This window comes from Pseudomonas sp. (genome assembly GCF_049653025.1).
In the GTDB taxonomy this organism is placed as follows: domain Bacteria; phylum Pseudomonadota; class Gammaproteobacteria; order Pseudomonadales; family Pseudomonadaceae; genus Aquipseudomonas.
Window position 1 is genome coordinate 38,577 of sequence record NZ_JBASFM010000020.1, and the last position, 18,677, is coordinate 57,253.

The 18,677-nt window shown below is 61.4% G+C and carries 18 protein-coding genes; all 18 read right to left on the minus strand.

All coding sequences use genetic code 11. The annotated features are described in order from the left end of the window. Window positions 1-27: 27 nt before the first annotated feature. Window positions 28-1,710 carry a class II poly(R)-hydroxyalkanoic acid synthase gene (gene phaC / locus WBK23_RS16845; RefSeq protein ID WP_424485080.1) on the minus strand — a complete coding sequence of 561 codons (1,683 nt, stop codon included), beginning with the start codon at window positions 1,708-1,710 and terminating at the stop codon, window positions 28-30. Between the two features lie 205 nt (window positions 1,711-1,915). Continuing rightward, a complete protein-coding gene (gene phaZ / locus WBK23_RS16850; protein ID WP_424485081.1) occupies window positions 1,916-2,776 on the minus strand; it encodes a poly(3-hydroxyalkanoate) depolymerase in 861 nt (286 codons plus the stop codon). 155 nt (window positions 2,777-2,931) lie between these two features. After that, a complete protein-coding gene (gene phaC / locus WBK23_RS16855) occupies window positions 2,932-4,611 on the minus strand; it encodes a class II poly(R)-hydroxyalkanoic acid synthase (RefSeq protein ID WP_424485082.1) in 1,680 nt (559 codons plus the stop codon). A gap of 385 nt (window positions 4,612-4,996) precedes the next feature. Further along, window positions 4,997-5,371, minus strand: coding sequence for a gamma-butyrobetaine hydroxylase-like domain-containing protein (locus WBK23_RS16860; protein ID WP_424485083.1), 375 nt, complete (start codon window positions 5,369-5,371; stop codon window positions 4,997-4,999). A gap of 57 nt (window positions 5,372-5,428) precedes the next feature. Beyond that, complete coding sequence (hslU, locus tag WBK23_RS16865) at window positions 5,429-6,769, minus strand: HslU--HslV peptidase ATPase subunit (protein ID WP_424485084.1); 1,341 nt, start codon at window positions 6,767-6,769, stop codon at window positions 5,429-5,431. Window positions 6,770-6,922: 153 nt separating this feature from the next. After that, on the minus strand, window positions 6,923-7,462 hold the full coding sequence (gene hslV, locus WBK23_RS16870; protein ID WP_167146634.1) for an ATP-dependent protease subunit HslV: 540 nt from the start codon (window positions 7,460-7,462) through the stop codon (window positions 6,923-6,925). Between the two features lie 133 nt (window positions 7,463-7,595). After that, complete coding sequence (locus tag WBK23_RS16875) at window positions 7,596-8,276, minus strand: SPOR domain-containing protein (protein ID WP_424485085.1); 681 nt, start codon at window positions 8,274-8,276, stop codon at window positions 7,596-7,598. Beyond that, window positions 8,277-10,016: an arginine--tRNA ligase gene (argS, locus tag WBK23_RS16880; protein ID WP_424485086.1), complete on the minus strand. Its 1,740-nt coding sequence runs from the start codon at window positions 10,014-10,016 to the stop codon at window positions 8,277-8,279. A gap of 214 nt (window positions 10,017-10,230) precedes the next feature. Further along, window positions 10,231-11,919, minus strand: coding sequence for a choline dehydrogenase (betA, locus tag WBK23_RS16885; protein ID WP_424485087.1), 1,689 nt, complete (start codon window positions 11,917-11,919; stop codon window positions 10,231-10,233). A gap of 148 nt (window positions 11,920-12,067) precedes the next feature. Further along, the gene (gene betB / locus WBK23_RS16890) at window positions 12,068-13,540 is read right to left on the minus strand and encodes a betaine-aldehyde dehydrogenase (protein WP_424485088.1); all 1,473 of its coding nucleotides are present in this window, start codon (window positions 13,538-13,540) and stop codon (window positions 12,068-12,070) included. Between the two features lie 182 nt (window positions 13,541-13,722). After that, on the minus strand, window positions 13,723-14,313 hold the full coding sequence (betI, locus tag WBK23_RS16895) for a transcriptional regulator BetI (RefSeq protein ID WP_424485089.1): 591 nt from the start codon (window positions 14,311-14,313) through the stop codon (window positions 13,723-13,725). Window positions 14,314-14,473: 160 nt separating this feature from the next. Then, entirely contained in the window at window positions 14,474-15,019 is a 546-nt protein-coding gene (locus tag WBK23_RS16900) for a DinB family protein (RefSeq protein WP_424485090.1), read from the minus strand. A gap of 38 nt (window positions 15,020-15,057) precedes the next feature. After that, complete coding sequence (locus WBK23_RS16905; RefSeq protein ID WP_424485091.1) at window positions 15,058-15,564, minus strand: GNAT family N-acetyltransferase; 507 nt, start codon at window positions 15,562-15,564, stop codon at window positions 15,058-15,060. Beyond that, window positions 15,561-16,136, minus strand: a complete 576-nt coding sequence (locus WBK23_RS16910) for a nucleotidyltransferase family protein (protein WP_424485092.1) — start codon at window positions 16,134-16,136, stop codon at window positions 15,561-15,563. The genes WBK23_RS16905 and WBK23_RS16910 overlap by 4 nt, the downstream gene beginning before the upstream one ends. A gap of 47 nt (window positions 16,137-16,183) precedes the next feature. Beyond that, entirely contained in the window at window positions 16,184-16,489 is a 306-nt protein-coding gene (locus WBK23_RS16915; RefSeq protein ID WP_424485093.1) for a cupin domain-containing protein, read from the minus strand. Window positions 16,490-16,529: 40 nt separating this feature from the next. Further along, the gene (locus WBK23_RS16920) at window positions 16,530-16,736 is read right to left on the minus strand and encodes a DUF2986 domain-containing protein (protein WP_424485094.1); all 207 of its coding nucleotides are present in this window, start codon (window positions 16,734-16,736) and stop codon (window positions 16,530-16,532) included. A 399-nt stretch (window positions 16,737-17,135) separates the two neighbouring features. Next, window positions 17,136-17,507 (minus strand): hypothetical protein, encoded by a 372-nt coding sequence (locus WBK23_RS16925; protein WP_424485095.1) that lies wholly within the window; start codon window positions 17,505-17,507, stop codon window positions 17,136-17,138. A 292-nt stretch (window positions 17,508-17,799) separates the two neighbouring features. Then, window positions 17,800-18,660 (minus strand): glycine betaine ABC transporter substrate-binding protein, encoded by an 861-nt coding sequence (locus WBK23_RS16930; RefSeq protein ID WP_424485096.1) that lies wholly within the window; start codon window positions 18,658-18,660, stop codon window positions 17,800-17,802. Window positions 18,661-18,677 lie beyond the last annotated feature (17 nt).

The window sequence follows — 18,677 nt, forward strand, 5'->3', positions numbered from 1 at the left end:
GCGGGCTGCGGTCAGGTTGCGAGTGGTTCAGCGCACATGCACGTAAGTGCCGGGTGCCGCCTCCTGCGCCGGGTAATGCTGGTTGCCCAGTGCCATCAGAGTGTCGTTCTGTTCGCCCGAGCGCTCCTGCATCCAGTTCAGCCACACCGGCCACCAGCTGCCTTGCACGTGCTCGGCGTCGTGGTACCAGGCGCGTGGGTCGCCGGTCAGTTTGGGGTTTTCCAGGTAATTGGACTTGGGGTTGCCCGGCGGGTTGAGGATGCTCTGGATATGCCCGCTGTTGGACAGGATAAAGCGGCGGTTGCCGCCCAGCAGCAGGGTCGAGCGGTACACCGCATCCCAGGGCGTGATGTGGTCGTTGATGCCGGCGACGTTGAAGCTGTCCACCGTGACTTTCTGCAGGTCGACTGGGGTGCCGCAGACTTCCAGGCCGCGTGCGTGGGTCAGCGGGTTGTGCTTGAAGAAGTCGATCAGGTCGCCATGCAGGGCAGCGGGCAGGCGGGTGTTGTCGTTGTTCCAGTAGAGGATGTCGAACGCCGGCGGCAGTTTGCCGAGCAGGTAGTTGTTGACCCAGTAATTCCAGATCAGGTCGTTGGGGCGCATCCAGGCAAACACCCGCGCCATGTCGCGACCATCCAGCACGCCTTGCTGGTAGGAGCGGCGCTTGGCAGCTTCCAATGTCTGCTCGTCGGCAAACAGCATGGCCGGGCTGTCGATCTGGCTGTCGAGCAGGCTGACCATATAGGTGGCGCTGGCGACCTTGCGCAGTTGTCGCTTGGCTTGCAGGTGGCCTTGCAGGGCGGCAATGGTCAGGCCGCCGGCGCAGGCCCCGAGCAGGTTGACGTCCTTGCTGCCGGTGATTTCACGGCAGGCGTCGATGGCTTGCTCAAGGGCTTCGACGTAGCTCGACAGGCCCCACTCGCGGTGCCGTGGGTCGGGGTTGCGCCAGCTGATCACGAAGGTCTGCAGGCCGCCTTTCAGGGCGTACTGGACAAAGCTCTTCTCCGGCGACAGGTCGAAGATGTAGTACTTGTTGATTTGCGGCGGCACGATCAACAGCGGCTTGGCGTACTGTTTTTCACTCATCGACTTGTACTGGATCAGCTCCAGCATGTCGTTGCGGAACACCACCGCGCCAGGGGTGGTGGCCAGGTTGCGGCCGACTTCGAAGGCGTGTTTGCTGACCTGGCTGGGCAGGCCGTCATTGTTGATCAGGTCGTCGAACAGGTGGCTCGCGCCTTTGAGCAGGCTGCTGCCGCCACTGTTGAACAGTTCCTTGATCACCTGCGGGTTGAGCAGGGTGTTGGACGGGGCCAGGGCGTCGCCCAGCAGGGTGGCGACAAAGCGTGCGCGGGCACGGTCGTCGGCATCCAGGTTGCTTTCGTCAATCCAGCTGTTCAGCTGTTTCTGGCAGGCCAGGTAGGCTTGCAGGCTGCGGCTGTAGAGTGGGTTGTCACGCCAGGTCGGGTCGGCGAAGCGCGGGTCCTGCGGGTTGACCTTGAACGGCTTGTCGCCCATCAGCACGCGGCCCAGTTGGCCGCCCAGGGCGATGACGTGGCGGGCGCTGTGGACGGGTTGCCTGACGCCTTGCAAGGCCAGGCTGCGCAGGGTGGAGAGCAAGTCGCGGCCACGCAGGCCGACCACTGCATTCTGGGCGTTCATCACGCTGTTGGCCGCCGGTAAGGCGCGTTTCGATAGCTGGTCTCGCATTGGGCAACACTCCGTCGTCAAACCATGAGACTTCAAGGTCGATAGATAAGCAGCAAGGCTTATACCAATGCGCGCGCAAGGTGCATTCCAGACTGCCGCGCGACAAGTCCCAGGTAATACAACGTGCTCGAAAAGGGGTCAAGCACTGACTTGCAGGCACAGCGTCAGTGCGCGCTGTGGGAGTGCTCGCCCAACCAAGGTGCAGTCATCCGTGGCTGCGGGCCGGGGTGGGTTGCGGGTGCATCACGGCGCGTTGCCGCTCTTCTTCGAGGAACTTCATGATGATTGGCGCAACGGCTTCGGCGCGGGTTACCAGGAACAGGTGGCCGTCGTCGATCACGTGCAGTTCCGAGTTGGGGATACGCCAGGCCAGCAGGCGCATGTTCACCAGCGGGATCAGCGGGTCATCGTCACCGGCCATTACCAGGGTCGGTTGGCGAATCTTGTGCAGCCAGTGGATGCTGGTCCAGCCTAACCCTGCGAACAGCTGCCAGTAGTAGCCCATCTTGCCGCCTGAACGCACTTTACTGGCGTGTGCCAGGGCCAGCTTCGGGTCGCGGCGGAAGGCTCCGCCGTAGATCTCCGGGGCGATCTGCACGCCGTAGGACGGCTGTACATAACGCCGTGGGCTGGCCATGCACCAGAGCACCTTGGGTTTGCCAGGAATCATCACCGCACCGGCCGAGGTGGCCGCGAGGATCAGCTTCTTGCAGCGCTCCGGGTAGTCGTGGGCGAATTGTTGCGCCAGGGCGCCGCCCCAGGACACGCCAATCACGTTGACCTGGCCGTAGTCGAGGTAGTCGAGCATGCGCGCCGCCAGTTTGGCCAACCCCGGGAAGCGGTATGGCGTACTGGGAGTGGAGGAGCCGCCGACGCCGGGTACGTCGAAGGCGATCACCTCCAGGCCCGGATCGAGGGCGCGAACGAAGGGCATGACCAGTTCCAGGTTAGCCCCGATGCCGTTGAAGATCAGCAGCGGAGTCATCTGGCCATTGCCGGGGCGAACGGCCGTGCGGATGGTCTGCCCGTCCAGTTCGATGGTACGGAATACGAATGGTAGCGACATGCGCAAAAGCCCTATCAATTAAATCGCTGAGTCAGACCGTCCAGGTCATTCCCAGAACCGCCAGGGCAAAGCCTGGTTCGCCCTGGCCGGGAAGTCCCGAGCAGGGCGAGCGGCACCTCCAGTGCCGCGGGCAGTGTTGCGCAACGCGCAGTGAATCAACGTTCGTGAACGTAGGTGCCGGGTGCTGCTTCACCCGCGGCATGTTTCTTGTTGCCCAACTGGGTCGGGGCCTTCTTGTGTGTGCCGGAGTGCTCGGCCAGCCAGACTTGCCAATGCAGCCACCAGGAGTCGGTGTGTTTGGTCGAACTGGCTTGCCAGGCTTTCGGGTCCTTGGGCATCTCGGTGTTGGTCATGTAGCGACCCTTGGGGTTGCCCACCGGGTTGAGGATGCTCTGGATATGCCCGCTGTTGGACAGCACGAACTCAACTTTGCCGCCGAACAGGTTGGCCGATTTGTAGCACGACTCCCACGGGGTGATGTGGTCGGTGGTGCCGGCCACGCAGTAGAGGTCGCAGGTGACCTGCTTGAGGTCGATCGGCGTGCCGCAGACTTCCAGTGCGCCCGCACGAATCAGCGGGTTGGATTGGAACATCTCGATAAATTCGCCATGCAGTGCAGCCGGCAGGCGGGTGGTGTCGTTGTTCCAGTAGAGGATGTCGAACACCGGTGGCTCGTTGCCGAGCAGGTAGTTGTTGACCCAGTAGTTCCAGATCAGGTCGTTGGGGCGCATCCAGGCGAACACCTTGGCCAGGTCACTGCCTTCCAGCACGCCGGCCTGGTAGGAGCGGCGCTTGGCCATTTCCAGGCTCTTCTCGTCGGCGAACAGCGCGACATCGGTTTCCAGGCGGTTATCCAGCACGCTGACCAGCAGGGTCAGGGCATGCACTTTTTTCTCGCCCAGCGCGGCGTAGTGGCCCAGCAGCGAGGCGGTGGTGAGGCCGCCGGAGCAGGCCCCGAGCATGTTGATGTCTTTGCTGCCAGTGATGGCGGTGACCACGTCGATGGCTTCTTTCAGTGCTTCGATATAGGTCGACAGGCCCCACTCGCGGTGGGCCTTGGTCGGGTTGCGCCAGCTCACCACGAAGGTCTGTACGCCGTTGCGCAAGAGGAAACGCGCCACGCTTTTTTCCGGCGACAGGTCGAATACGTAGAACTTGTTGATTTGCGGTGGCACCACCAGCAGCGGGCGCTCGTGCACCTGCTCGGTGACCGGCTTGTACTGGATCAGCTCCAGCAGGTCATTGCGAAACACCACTGCGCCATCGGTGGTGGCCAGGCTCTTGCCGACCTCGAAGGCCTTCATGTTGACCTGGCTGGGCATGCCGCCGTTGTTGACGATGTCCTGGGCCAGGTGCGACAGGCCGTCGAGCAGGCTCTTGCCGCCGGTCTCGAAGAAGCGTTTGACCGCGGCCGGGTTGGCCATGCTGTTGCTGGGGGCCATGGCTTCGGTCATCAGGTTGATCACGAAGTGGCCGCGGTTGGCATCCTGTTCGGACAGGTTGCTGTGCTCGACCCAGTCGTGCAGCTCCTTGCGCCAGGCCAGGTAGGTCTGCAGATAACGGCGATACAGCGGATTCTGGCTCCAGGCCGGATCGGCGAAACGGCGGTCACCGTCTGCAGGGGTGAGGTCGGATTGGCCGAGCATCACGTTCTTCAGCTCGCGGCTGAAGTGGGCAAGGTGTTTGGCGCTGTGCAGGGGTTGCTTGAGGGCTTGCTTGAGCACAATGCGAGCGGAGCTAAGCAGGTCTTTACCGCGGATGCCGATTACCGGGTTAAGGCCCAAGGTGTTCTCGGAGGCCTGGTGTTTCAGGTCATCATTATTCTTATCTGTCATCTACAACGCTCCATTGTCCTGAGACGAAATACCGGCGTACGGCTGTGCACGGCGACACAGGGCTAAGGGCCAGGTATTGCCCGGATTACCAAGGGCGGATCGCTCCGCAATATTCCCTGCCGCTGGCCTGGCCAGATGCAAGAAAACTTCCAACTACTTGGTTACCCGAGTTTGTGAATTTGTGCAAGCTGGCCACGATCTTGGCCAAATGCGCGATGAGTATGCCGGGAAGGATTAGAAAATGCGCTCTAACCAGGCACGAGCTGCGGGCTAGAGGGCTTGCCGTGATGCGGCCGATTGCCGCTGGACAAGCCGCTGGATGGGGAAATGCCTGAGGTGCCTGAGGCAACCCCTGAGCGCGGCCCGGCAGGCCGCGTGCAGCGTTTCAGAGCATCAGTCTGACCACGCTCTCGTTCGGGTCACGCGCTTGCCCGGCGGCGCTGAGGGCGGCGAGGTAATCGCTCCACAGCTCGGTCTGGCGCATGGCCAATTGCTCGAGGTAGTCCCAGGTGAACAGGCCGCTGTCGTGACCGTCATCGAAGGTCAGTTTGAGGGCGTAATTGCCGGCGGGCTCGATCTTGCTCAGGCCTACATGCAGCTTGCCGGTTTGCAGGATGGGTTTGCCGTGGCCCTGTACTTCCGCCGATGGCGAATGCACGCGAAGAAACTCGGCGGGCAGGGTGTAGCGCTCGTCGGCCCCGTAGTGCAGTTCCAGGGTTTTCGAGGCTTTGTGCAGTTTTATCGCAGTAGGGATGCGCATGATTGCTTCCTGGGTTGCTCCGTAGCCCGGATTGCATCCGGGCTACGGGCGGGCGCGTTACAGGATATAGCGCGACAGGTCTTCGTCCTGCGCCAGCTCACCGAGGTGGCTGTTGACGTAGGCCGCGTCGATCACGATCGGCGCGCCAGCCTGCTGGCCAGCCAGGTCGCCGGCGCTAAAGGAAACCTCCTCCAGCAGACGCTCAAGCAGGGTGTGCAGGCGGCGTGCGCCGATGTTCTCGGTCTTCTCGTTGACCTGATAAGCAATCTCGGCGATGCGCTTGATGCCGTCGGCGACGAACTGGATGCCCAGGCCCTCGGTGTTCAGCAGTGCGGCGTATTGCTCGGTCAGTGAGGCGTGCGGCTCGGTGAGAATGCGCTCGAAGTCCTGCGGGGTCAGGGCTTTCAGCTCGACGCGAATCGGCAGGCGGCCTTGCAGCTCAGGCACCAGGTCGCTCGGCTTGCTCAGGTGGAACGCGCCGGAGGCGATAAACAGGATGTGGTCGGTTTTCACCATGCCCAGCTTGGTGTTCACCGTGCAGCCTTCGATCAGCGGCAACAGATCGCGCTGTACACCCTCGCGGGACACATCGGCACCGCCGGTGTTGCCGCGCTTGGCGACCTTGTCGATCTCGTCGATAAACACGATGCCGTTCTGTTCCACGGCTTCCAGGGCCTGGGCCTTGAGTTCTTCCTCGTTGACCAGGCGCGCGGCTTCTTCGTCGCGCACCATCTTCAGGGCCTCTTTGACCTTGAGCTTGCGGCTCTTCTTCTTGCCCTTGCCCATATTGGAAAACAGGCTCTGCAGCTGATTGGTCATCTCTTCCATACCCGGCGGGGTCATGATTTCGATGCCGGCCGGGGCGTCGGCGACTTCGATTTCGATGTCCTTGTCGTCCAGCTGGCCTTCACGCAGGCGCTTGCGGAACAGCTGGCGGGTGTTGGAATCGCTGCCCGGCGCGGCTTCTTCGCTGAAACCCGTGCGGGCCGGTGGCAGCAGGGCATCGAGGATGCGCTCTTCGGCGGCATCTTCGGCGCGGTGACGGACTTTGATCATTTCCTGCTCGCGCAGCATCTTGATCGCCGCATCGGCGAGGTCACGGATGATCGACTCGACATCGCGGCCGACATAGCCGACCTCGGTGAACTTGGTCGCTTCCACCTTGATAAACGGCGCATTGGCCAGCTTGGCCAGGCGGCGGGCGATTTCGGTTTTACCGACGCCGGTTGGGCCGATCATCAGGATGTTCTTTGGCGTCACTTCGGCGCGCAGCTCAACCGGCAGCTGCATGCGCCGCCAGCGATTACGCAGGGCGATGGCCACGGCGCGCTTGGCGTCGTCCTGACCGATGATATGGCGGTTGAGTTCGTGAACGATCTCGCGGGGCGTCATGGACATGCGGGGTACTCCAGAAAAGACCGCTAATCAGGGTGTTTAAAGCGTCGCGAGCGAAGGTCAGGCAAGGCGAAAGTAGGCGAGGAAGCGGAGTTTACGTCTGTAAATGAGCATTCCGAGCCTGCTTTCAACGCAGCATGGCCGAGCGCAGCAGCTTTAAACGGCCGGATCGGCGCAGTCTTCTTCTTCGATGGTCAGGGTTTGGTTAGTGAAGACACAGATGGAGCCGGCAATGTTCAGCGCGGTTTCGGTGATTTCACGGGCGCTCAAGTCGGTTTTCTGCAGCAGGGCCATGGCCGCAGCCTGGGCGAAACCGCCGCCGGAACCCATGGCGATCAGGCCGTGCTCGGGCTCAACCACGTCGCCGTTGCCGGTGATGATCAAGGACGCGTCCTTGTTGGCGACTGCCAGCATGGCCTCCAGACGGCTGAGCGAGCGGTCGGTGCGCCAGTCTTTGGCCAGCTCGACGGCGGCGCGCACCAGATGGCCCTGGTGTTTCTCCAGCTGGCCTTCAAAGCGTTCAAACAGAGTAAAGGCGTCGGCGGTGGCACCGGCGAAGCCAGCCAGCACCTGGCCGTGGTACAGGCGGCGAACTTTTTTCGCGTTGCCTTTCATCACGGTATTGCCGAGGGACACCTGGCCGTCGCCGCCCATGACGACTTTGCCGTTGCGGCGCACTGAAACGATGGTGGTCAAGGGGAGAGTCTCCACGCAGCGGGGCGAAAGTGCCCTAATGCTGAATGAAGTGGGGGCAGCGCTGGCTCGCTTCAAGCCCTGGGGTGTAAACCGTCCGACAAATAGTCGTGCGAGTGCGCCCCAGGGCTCGAACTTACTGGCTTTGGCGCTGCTGTAACAACAGATTGCTAAAGCCGCTGGCGGCTAGGGATTTCTGCGCCTGGCCAAGCTGCTCGCGGGTGGCGTAGGGGCCGACCAGCACGCGGTGCCAGGTTTCCTCACGCACGGTGCCGGATTCCACTTTCACGCTCTGGCCGAGCAGGATGATCTGCGCGCGCAGGTTGTCGGCGTCTTCCTTGCGGCGGAACGAGCCGGCCTGGAGGAAGAACTGCGAGCTGACCGGGCCTTTGGCGACCACCGGCGGTGGTGGCGGCACCTGGCCGTTGAGCGCAGCTTCGGCGCGGGCGGCGTCGATTTTTGCGGCTTCTTCCGGGGTGACCGGTTTCTGCGCAGGCGGTGCGACTGGCTCGATGCTTTGCGGCGGCAGGATCACTTCCGATTCCGGCAGCAGGGTGTAGAAATCGTACTTGGGCTTGGCCGGCTCGCTGGCTGCAGGCGTGATGGCCGCTGGTTTGCTCGCCTGATTGGCGCGCGCCGGCTCACCCTTGTCGCGCTTGATCTCATTGCGGCCCGGTTCGAGGCTGAACAGAAACACCATAAAGCCGCCGATCACCAGGCCGCAGACCAGCCAGAACCAGCCCGGCACCGGCTTTTTCGCCGGGGCCTGATAACGGCTGGCGCCGCGTTTGGCAGCAGGCTTTTTCTTCGCTGCCACTTACATGCGCTCCAGGGTTTGCAGACCGAGCAGTTCCAGGCCCTGTTTGAGCGTGCGCGCGGTCAGCGCGGCCAGGCGCAGGCGGCTGTTGCGCACAGCCTCGTCCTCGGTGGAGAGGATCGGGCAGTTCTCGTAGAAGCTGGAGAACAACCCGGCCAGGTCGTACAGGTAGGCGCAGAGCAGGTGCGGTTCGCCCTTGTCGGCGACGCTGGCGAGCACTTCCGCAAACTGCGCGAGCTTGCCGGCCAGTTCAATTTCATGGGCGGCTTGCAGGTCGAGGCTGCCTTCGATCTGCTCGAAGCCCTTGCCCAGCTTGCGGAACACGCTGGCCACGCGGGTGTAGGCGTACAGCAGATACGGCGCTGTGTTGCCCTCGAAGCTGAGCATCAGCTCGAAGTTGAAGCGGTAATCGCTGGTGCGGTGCTTGGACAGGTCGGCGTATTTCACCGCGCCGATGCCCACGGCGCGGGCGATCTGGCGCAGTTCGGCTTCGTCCAGCTCGGGGTTCTTGCCCTTGACCAGGGCGTAGGCGCGCTCTTCGGCTTCATCGAGCAGGTCGACCAGCTTCACCGTGCCGCCGTCGCGGGTCTTGAACGGGCGGCCATCGGCGCCGTTCATGGTGCCGAAGCCCATATGTTCCAACTGCATGCTGGCTGGGACGAAGCCGGCCAGGCGCGCGGCAGTGAAGACCATCTGGAAGTGCAGGGCCTGGCGTTGGTCGACGAAGTACAGCGCGCGGTCGGCTTTCAATACGTTGGCGCGGTAGCGGGTGGCGGCCAGGTCAGTGGTGGCGTACAGGTAACCGCCGCCGGCCTTCTGCACGATCAGCGGCAGCGGGTTGCCTTCGGCGTTCTTGAATTCGTCCATGAAGACGCACTGGGCGCCGTCGCTTTCGCTGAGCAGGCCCTTGGCCTTGAGGTCGGCGACCACGTTGGCCAGGTCGTCGTTGTAGGCGCTCTCACCCTTGACGTCGGCCATGCTCAGCTTGACGCCGAGGCGGTCATACAGCGCCTGGCAGTGGCTGAGGGAGATATCGTTGAAGCGGTGCCACAGGCGCAGGCATTCGGCGTCGCCGGCCTGCAGCTGCACCACCAGCTCGCGGGCGCGCTCGGCGAACTCGGGGGATTCGTCGAAGCGCTTCTTCGCCGCGCGGTAGAAGCCTTCCAGGTCAGCCAGCTCGCTTTCGGCGGCCTCCGGGTTTTCCTGCATAAAGGCCAGCAGCATGCCGAACTGGGTGCCCCAGTCGCCCACGTGGTTCTGCCGGATCACTTCGTCGCCGAGGAACTCCAGCACCCGCGCCACGCCGTCACCGATGATGGTCGAGCGCAGATGACCGACGTGCATCTCTTTGGCCAGGTTGGGCGCGGACAGGTCGACCACCACGCGCTGCGCCGGGCCAGCCTTGCGCACACCGAGCTTGGCGTCGGCCAGCAGTGTATCCAGACGTGCGGCCAGGGCCTGGGTGTTCTGATAGAAGTTGAGGAAGCCCGGGCCAGCGATCTCGGCCTTGCTGATCGCGGCATCGGCCGGCAGCGCGGCGATCAGCTTCTCGGCCAGGTCACGCGGCTTCATGCCGGCGGGCTTGGCCAGCATCATGGCGATATTGCTGGCGAAGTCGCCGTGGGTCTTGTCCTTGGTGTTCTCCACCTGAATGGCCGGGCTCAGGCCTTCCGGCAGCACGCCTTCGGCGGTGAGGCGGGTCAGGGCTTGCTGGATCAGGTGGCGAATAGTGTCTTTCATGGTCTGCTCGGTCGGCCGTTTAGGGCGGCGGCGCACAAAGGCGCTGGTTGAAAACTGCGCATTATCGACGCCCTTCGCCCACCGCTTCAAGCTGCGTGTGGTTGTGCCGGGTTAAAGGCTGCCGCTATGGGCGGCAGATCACGCCGCGCCGGGCCTATATAAAGAAACGCCGCAGAGGCGAAACCACTGCGGCGTTTGAGTGTGGCGCGACGCGTTAAGCGGAGCGCTGTGCGGTACCACGCGCGGCGGCGTTGCCGGCGACGAAATACGGTGCGGTGCTGCGTGGTAGCGGGGCGCGACCACGGATTTTGTCGGCGATCTTCTCGGCCATCATGATGGTCGGCGCATTCAGATTGCCGGTGACGATCAGCGGCATGATCGACGCATCCACTACCCGCAGGCCCTGCACGCCGTGCACCCGGCCCTGGCCGTCGACCACTGCCATGGCGTCTTCACCCATCTTGCAGGAACACGACGGATGGTAGGCCGTTTCTGCATGTTCGCGGATAAAGGCGTCCAGTTCGGCGTCGGTTTGCAGCTCGGCACCGGGGCTTAGCTCGCGCCCGCGATACGGGTCCAGCGCCGCCTGCGCCATGATTTCGCGGGTGATGCGGATGCCATCGCGGAACTCGCGCCAGTCCTGCTCGCTGGCCATGTAGTTGAAGAGGATGCTCGGGTGCTGGCGCGGGTCCTTGGATGTGACCTGGATACGCCCACGGCTCGGCGAGCGCATGGAGCCCATGTGCGCCTGGAAGCCGTGTTCCTTCACCGCGTTGCTGCCGTTGTAGTTAATCGCCACCGGCAGGAAGTGGTACTGGATATTCGGCCATTCGAACTCGCTGCCTGAGCGGATAAAGCCGCCGGCCTCGAACTGGTTGCTGGCACCGATGCCCTTGCCGAGGAACAGCCAGTTGGCACCGATCATCGGCTGGTTCCACCATTGCAGCGCCGGGTACAGCGACACCGGCTGCTTGCAGGCGTATTGCAGGTACACCTCCAGGTGGTCCTGCAGGTTCTGGCCGACACCAGGCAGATCGTGCACCAGGGGAATGTCCAGCTCACGCAGCAGCGCCGCCGGGCCGACGCCGGAGCGTTGCAGCACCTGCGGCGAGGCAATTGCGCCGCCGCACAGCAGCACTTCGCGGCGCGCGTTGACGGTGATTGGCGTGTCGTTGTCGCCCAGCAGATAAGCCACACCGCTGGCGCGTTTGCCGCTGAACAGAATACGGTCGGTGAGGGCGTGGGTAACGATGGTCAGGTTCGGCCGCTCGCGGGCCTGGTCGAGGTAGCCGCGTGCGGTGCTGGAGCGCCGGCCCTTGGGCGTAACGGTGCGGTCCATCGGGCCGAAGCCTTCCTGCTGGTAGCCGTTAAGGTCGTCGGTGCGCGGGTAACCGGCCTGCACGCCAGCTTCGATCATGGCGTGAAACAGCGGGTTATTGCCGTTCTTCGGCGTGGTTACCGACACCGGGCCATCGCCGCCATGGTAGGCATTGGCGCCGATGTCACGGGTTTCCGCCTTGCGGAAATACGGCAGGCAATCCAGATAGCTCCAGTCTTCCAGGCCCTTTTCCTCGGCCCAGCCGTCGTAATCCATGGCGTTGCCGCGGATGTAACACATGCCGTTGATCAAGGATGAGCCACCCAATCCCTTGCCGCGCCCGCATTCCATGCGGCGGTTGTTCATATGCGGCTCGGGCTCGGTCAGGTAGGCCCAGTTGTAGCGCCGGCCTTGCAGCGGGAAGGCCAGGGCGGCGGGCATCTGGGTGCGAAAATCCAGGCGGTAATCCGGGCCGCCTGCTTCCAGCAGCAGCACGCTGACGCCTTCGTCCTCGGTCAGGCGGGTGGCCAGCACGTTACCGGCCGAGCCGGCCCCGATGATGATGTAGTCGAATTCCTGGGGCATAAAAGCTCCTGTAGCCCGGATGCACTCCGGGGCAAACGCGGTGACTGTTCCCGGATTGCATCCGGGCTACGGGGCGGCGATTTAATTCGTGGGAGGGGCTTTAGCCGCGAAAGGCGTCGCGGCTAAAGCCCCTCCCACAACACAGTGGTCAGAACACCGAGGTGTAACCGCCCAGCTCGACCTGTACCGATTTGATCCGCGTGTAGTGCGCCAGGGTGGTCAGGCCGTTTTCGCGGCCGACGCCGGATTGCTTGTAACCGCCCACCGGCATTTCCGCCGGCGACTCGCCCCAGGTGTTGATCCAGCAGATGCCGGCCTCCAGCTTGTGGATCACCCGGTGCGCGCGGTTCAGGTCGCGGGTTACCACGCCGGCGGCCAGGCCGTATTCGGTGGCGTTGGCGCGGCGGATCACTTCTTCTTCCGTGTCGTAAACCAGGATGCTCATCACCGGGCCGAAGATTTCCTCACGGACGATGGTCATGCCGTCGTTGCAGTCGGTGAACACGGTCGGTGCCACATAGGCACCCTTGGCGTAGTTGCTCTCGGTGACGCGGTTGCCGCCTATCAGCAGGCGTGCACCTTCGCTGCGGCCGGTTGCGATATAGCCGAGCACGCTGTCCATATGCGCCGCGCTGACCAGCGGGCCGAAGTTGGTGGCCTCAAGCAGCGGATCGCCGAGGCGGATGCGTTTGACCCGATCAACCACCTTGGCCTCGAAGCGCGCCTGCAACATGCGCGGCACAAACACGCGGGTGCCGTTGGTGCAGACCTGGCCGGAGCTGTAGAAGTTGGCCATCACCGCGATATCGGCGGCGCGGTCGAGGTCGGCATCCTCGAAGATGATCAGCGGCGACTTGCCGCCCAGCTCCATGGTCACTTCCTTGAGCGACGAACTGGAGGCGCTGGCCATGACCTTCTTGCCGGTCACGGTGCCGCCGGTAAAGGAAATCTTCTCGATCCCAGGATGTTCGGTCAGCCACTGGCCAACTTCACGGCCACTGCCGGTGAGCACGTTGAATACGCCATCCGGCACGCCGGCGGCGGTGTAGATTTCGCCGAGTTTCAGCGCGCTCAGCGAGGTCATTTCGCTCGGTTTGAAGATCATCGCGTTGCCGGCGGCCAGGGCCGGGGCGGATTTCCACAGGGCGATCTGGATCGGGTAGTTCCACGCGCCGATACCGGCGACCACGCCCAGTGGCTCGCGGCGGGTGTAGACGAAGCTGGTTTCGCGCAGCGGGATCTGCTCGCCTTCGATGGCCGGGATCAAGCCGGCGTAGTACTCCAGCACGTCCGCGCCGGTGACGATATCGACGTAGCGGGTTTCACTCAAAGGCTTGCCGGTGTCGAGGGTTTCCAGCTCGGCCAGCTCATCGTTGCGTTCGCGCAGGATGTCGACTGCCTTGCGCAGGATGCGCGAACGCTGCATGGCGGTCATCGCCGCCCACACCTTCTGCCCTGCGGTCGCACTGGCCACGGCCAGCTCGACATCGGCCTGGCTGGCGCGCTGCACGCGGGCCAGTACTTCGCCGGTGGCCGGGTTGATGCTGTCGAAGGTCTCGCCGCTGCTGGCCGTTACATAGCGGCCGCCAATATAGAGCTGCTGTTCATCGAAGCGGGGCATGGCACGTTCCTCGTGGGCGGTGGCCGACGCGAGCCACCTGGCGCAGGTCGTCGGTGTCGGCAATGTAGATGCGAGGCTAAATTATCTTAATTGATCAATCAATCAACAAAAACGACAAGGCGCAGCCAAACGCGACACGCAGAGCGTGTCGGCAGCATTCGGGCTGTTTAAAGGAGGGGCGCTTACTGCGCCTTGAGCAGTTGCAGATCGAGGTATTCGTAGGCGATTTCAATTGCCTGGCGGGTGTCGAAACCCTCGCCGGACAGCGCCCCGCGCAGCCACAAGCCATCGATCAATGCCGCCAGGCCACGGGCGGCGGTGCGCGCCTGCTCCTGCGGCAATACCCGGCTGAATTGCCCGCATAGGTTGGAATACAGGCGGTGATCGTTGACCCGCTGCAAACGCCGCAGCGCCGGCTGGTGCATGCTAGTGGCCCAGAACGCCAGCCAGGTTTTCATCGCCGGGCCGTTGACCTGGCTGTCGTCGAAGTTGCCTTCAATCATCGCCCGCAGGTGCTCGCGCGGCTGGTCCGGCGGTAGGCTGGCGCGGCGATCGCGCACGGCATCGCTGAGCGCCTGCATCAGGTGGCGCATGGTGGCGTCGAGCAGGCCGTTCTTGTCGCGGAAATAGTGGCTGATGATGCCGTTGGAGACCCCGGCGATCCGCGCGATATAGGCGATGCTGGCATCGCTCATGCCGACCTGATCCACCGCTTCGAGGGTGGCCGCGATCAATTGCGAGCGGCGGATCGGTTGCATTCCGACCTTGGGCATCTGCTTCTCCATCGATGGGGCTGTCCCCGGAATGCGCGCAGTCTAGGCCGGTTATTGTTGAGCGATCAATCAAGCATGACGCTTCAAGGATGACCTGTCGGTCATGGGTATGGCGTGCTGTGCAAGGCCTAGGTCGCTCAATCGGCGGGCTGTGTGCGGGTTACGCAGGGACGTCGATGTCGGCAATCAGCGCCAGCAAATCGGTCACGCCGATATCCTGACCGGCCTGGTGCAGCAGGGCGCTGGTCTGGCCGCGATGGTGGGTCTGATGATTGAAGAAATGCAGCATCAGGCTGGCGTACGGGCGCTGCGCCGGCACGCCCTTCATATTGCCGTAGGCCAGCACCTGCTCTAGGTCTTGCTCGGTCAGCGCCGCTACCCAGTCGCTGATATGCCCATCCAGCCGGCTGCGCAAGGCATGCAACGGTTCGAGCGTGTCGAACAACAGCTGATCCAGCGCCGTCGGCCGTTGTAGATCGCTGATCGCCTGGCGCAGCTCAGCGCAGGCCGGGTGCTCGGCAAAGCGCTTAAGCCAGATGATATCGGCCACCGCAATATGGTTGAGCGTGGCGAGAATGGACGGGAAAAACGCCCCGCGATCCTCGCTCAGCGCCTGCGCCGATAGCTGGCCGGCAGCCGCGTAGAGCTTGGCGTTCATCCACGCGTTATAGCGGGCCAGTAACTGGAAGTGCGGTAGTTGGGGCATGGCGCTTAACTCGGCAATTAAGGTTGGTCAGGCATCGATTACGCCTGCGCCGAAAACGCCTGATGGTAGCTCACCTCGCCTTGGGCAAAACCACCGGTAAAGGCCAGCGCCTGGAAGTATTCCGCGGGCACGCCGGGTAAAACCAGACCGTCGACAACCGTGAAGCCAAAACGGCTGTAGTAACCCGGATCGCCAAGTACCACACAACCTGCCGCGCCCTTGGCAGCAACAGCGGCCAGCGCCGCCTCCATCAGCTGTGCGCCCACGCCCTTGTCCTGATAAGCCGGCAATACCGAAATTGGCCCCAGCCCATACCAGTTGGCTGCGCCATCGCCGATGCGGACCGGCGAAATCGCCACATGGCCAATCACCGCACTCGCATGTTCCGCCACCAGCGAAACCGTCAGCGCGCCCGCGTCGCGCAGCGCCTTAACAATAAATTGCTCGGTATGGTCGGTGTGCGGCGCATCCAGAAAGGCCTGTTCGGTGACGGAATGGATTTGCTCGATATCGGCGGGGGATTCGTTGCGCAGGGTGATATTCATTTCTGGCACTCGTGAAGTGGCTGCTCAGTAGCGCTGATGCTTAGCCAAGGCCAGCGCTGCTGATAGGACGCAGCTTTCTGGGCAAAAAGGCTTTTGTGCGGTGTAAGCGGGTTTGGCGTCAGGGTTCCCTTGTACAAAAGCTCAAGGCCGTTTGGTGCATAGACCTCATCAGGGTTAATGCCAACGCATGTTCCGGGTATCAGAAAGCGGTCGATGCCTTCCCTGGCACTGCTTAGCGCCGCATAGGGATGGCCAAAATGCGCTTCATACCAGAGGTGAACCCGCGCCTGGTTGGCGACTTCCACGGTTATGTTCAGGTCTGCCAGCACCGTTTCTACATGGCGCTGTACGGCATTTTCGGCCGCTTCGCTCAGGTCAGCAGGGTCGAAGTAGAAGAAGTCGTAATCCTTGATCTTGCTCTCCGGTGGCTGCCCGGAAAGCACATTCCACACCGTCTGAAACAGGCAGCCGGCGACTAGCCAGCCATCCACGAGATTCAGCGCATCCCAGCGCTCAATAATCTGTGCGTTGTTACGGTTATGCAGTACGTCGGCGCGAAACTTTGCTTGCATGGTGGTCTACACAAAAGGTGGCAGGTTATCCAAGGGTTTGTCATGTCTTACACAAACCAAAATTCAACCTCATCGGTCTCGACCTCAAATAAAGCCGAGTGCTCAACGTTTGCAGGTACGTGATACCACTCGCCGACGCCAACCCTGATGGTTTGGTTATTCATGCTCAGGATCAATTCGCCGCGCGTAATCACGCCATGGTTATCGGTGTCATGGCTGTGCGGCGGGATGGATGTGCCGGCAGGGTATGAGGCAAATAGAACGGTGCAGTCTTTCGCCTCAAGCTTGTAGGCGTCAAAGCGGCCATCGAATAAGGGCAGTTGCTTGATTCTGTTTGGGTATTGGCCTGGCATATGAGCGTTCTTCCTTGTAGTCCCTCTCGACTTATTGGATTTATGGCTGTGGAGCGTTTTTGGTTGGAGTGATTACATCCGACCCCGTTGGCGCGGAAGAAGTGATTGGGTCTTGGCTGGTTTCAGAGGCCAGTTTTAAGCGATCGGCTTTGCTGATATAGGTGGATTTTTTCTTGGGTGCCAGTTTGGCGTTGGCCTTTTTGGCGTGAGCTTCTAATAGTTGTTTTATCTTTTTGCGGCGGTTCATAGATTGCTACTCAAATCGTAAGCTGTTAAATAATATGACTTTACGTATTTTGTTTGATACATGTGGCGGGTTTTTAGTCAATGCAGGTTATGGCGAAAAAGTGAGCGCTTTGAGTACCATTGTTATGTGCTGATAGCTTAAAAAGGTGTTCTCCACTTTAGCTCTCTAGTGCCCTCTTGTGATTCGCTCTCTACTCTATTTTTGCCTGTAAATTACCGAGCAGTCTAGAGGTGTAAAGTTTGTTGAGATTTAATTTTCTTGATATTTCATCTGCCGTTGCTGGCTGGTTGCGTAGGAGATGGTTCTATCTAATTGCGGCGCGAAATAGGATCTACGCTTTCGATTTAATCGTGGATGCTTTGTTTTACGAGTTTGATTTTCTACTCGGTGAATGCCTAGCTAGCTGTTTGTCGCGCTGTAAAAACACACCGCTGATATTGCCCAGAACACGGCCCAAGAAAAATGCTTGCCTTTAGTGAAGCCGGCAGAAAATAGACCGCTCAATAAAAATACCGCAGCAGTTACGAGAAGTATTTCCTGTTTGAGTTTTTCGCTGGGATTACTCAGTAAGTACATGATAGAGGCGAAACCCCACCAAGCTATAGTTGTTAAGTGCCAGGCAAAACGTAGCACTCTTTTAGTAAACCAATCGCTGCCAAGTAACTTCGGTAAATCTTCTCTACGAAACAGTCGGATGAGTATGTATTTCTCGCCCAAGAATGAATGGGCTACACCTATAAAGAACGCAAGAAAACTTCCGATGTAAAGCATTTTTTTGGCTCCTAGATTACAGCTAGCAGTTAACTATGCGACATGCCTAATGCCGCCCTTACCTATCGTGTAACGCGGCCCGGTCTGCTGCAATCCATCTATATCCCACTCTTTATGTCGCGAGTAAGCAGAACAAGGCCGGAGTAGGCGACGCCCATACCTGTCACCTAACCACCATGCCCCAACCCTATCCAGCCCCGCATCCCAGTGTCTAGAACATTCGGCTGAGGTGATTTCGCGTCCACAAAAAAGCGGGCCGTAGCCCGCTTATATAGTGAGATGCAGCCTTGGCTTATTTAAGCCACTCGGCGACGCGCTCTGGGTTTTTGCTGATCCAGTATTTGGCGGCGTCTTCCGGTTTGGCGCCGTCGCGGATGGCGAGCATCACGGCACCGACTTCTTCACCGCTCCAGGAGAATTTCTTCAGGAAGGCAGCGGCTTCTGGGGCTTTGCTGTTGATGCTGGGGTTGGCGACGGTGTCGACGTGTTCGTCATCGCCGAAGACTTTTTTCGGGTCTTCGAGGAAGCGCAGGTTCCATTTGGCGAACATCCAGTGCGGGATCCAGCCGGTGACAACGATGGCTTCCTTGTTCTTCTCGGCGCGGGTCAGGGCAGTGGCCATGGCCGGGCCGGAGCTTGGCATCAGTTTGATGTCGGTAAGGGCGTATTCCTTGATCGCTTCTTCGGCGCGGCGCATTACGCCGGCGCCGGCGTCGATGCCGGTAATTTTGCCGTCGAACTCTTTGCTGTAGGTGTTGAGGTCGGCAATGGTTTTGGCGGCGACGTAGTCGGGCACGATCAGGCCGATTTTTGCGCCGGCGTAGTTGGTGCCGAGCACTTCGACCTTGTCTTTGAGTTTTTCAAAGTATTCGCCGTGGGTGGCGGGCAGCCAGGCGGAGAGGGTGGCGTCGAGGTCGCCACGGGCTACGCCTTGCCACATGATGGCCGGCTCTACGGGTTTGAGCTCAACGCCGTAGCCGAGTTTGCTCTGGAGGATTTCCCCGGCAACGAAGGTGGCGGCGACGCTGTCGTCCCAGCCGTTGACGTAGCCGAGTTTCAGGGTGGGCTTGTCAGCCGCCATGGCGGTGCTCATGCCGAGTGCCAGGGCGGCGACGCCGAGGCTTTGCAGGCAGAGGTTCTTCAGGTTGCGCATAGGGTGTGCTCCGTCAG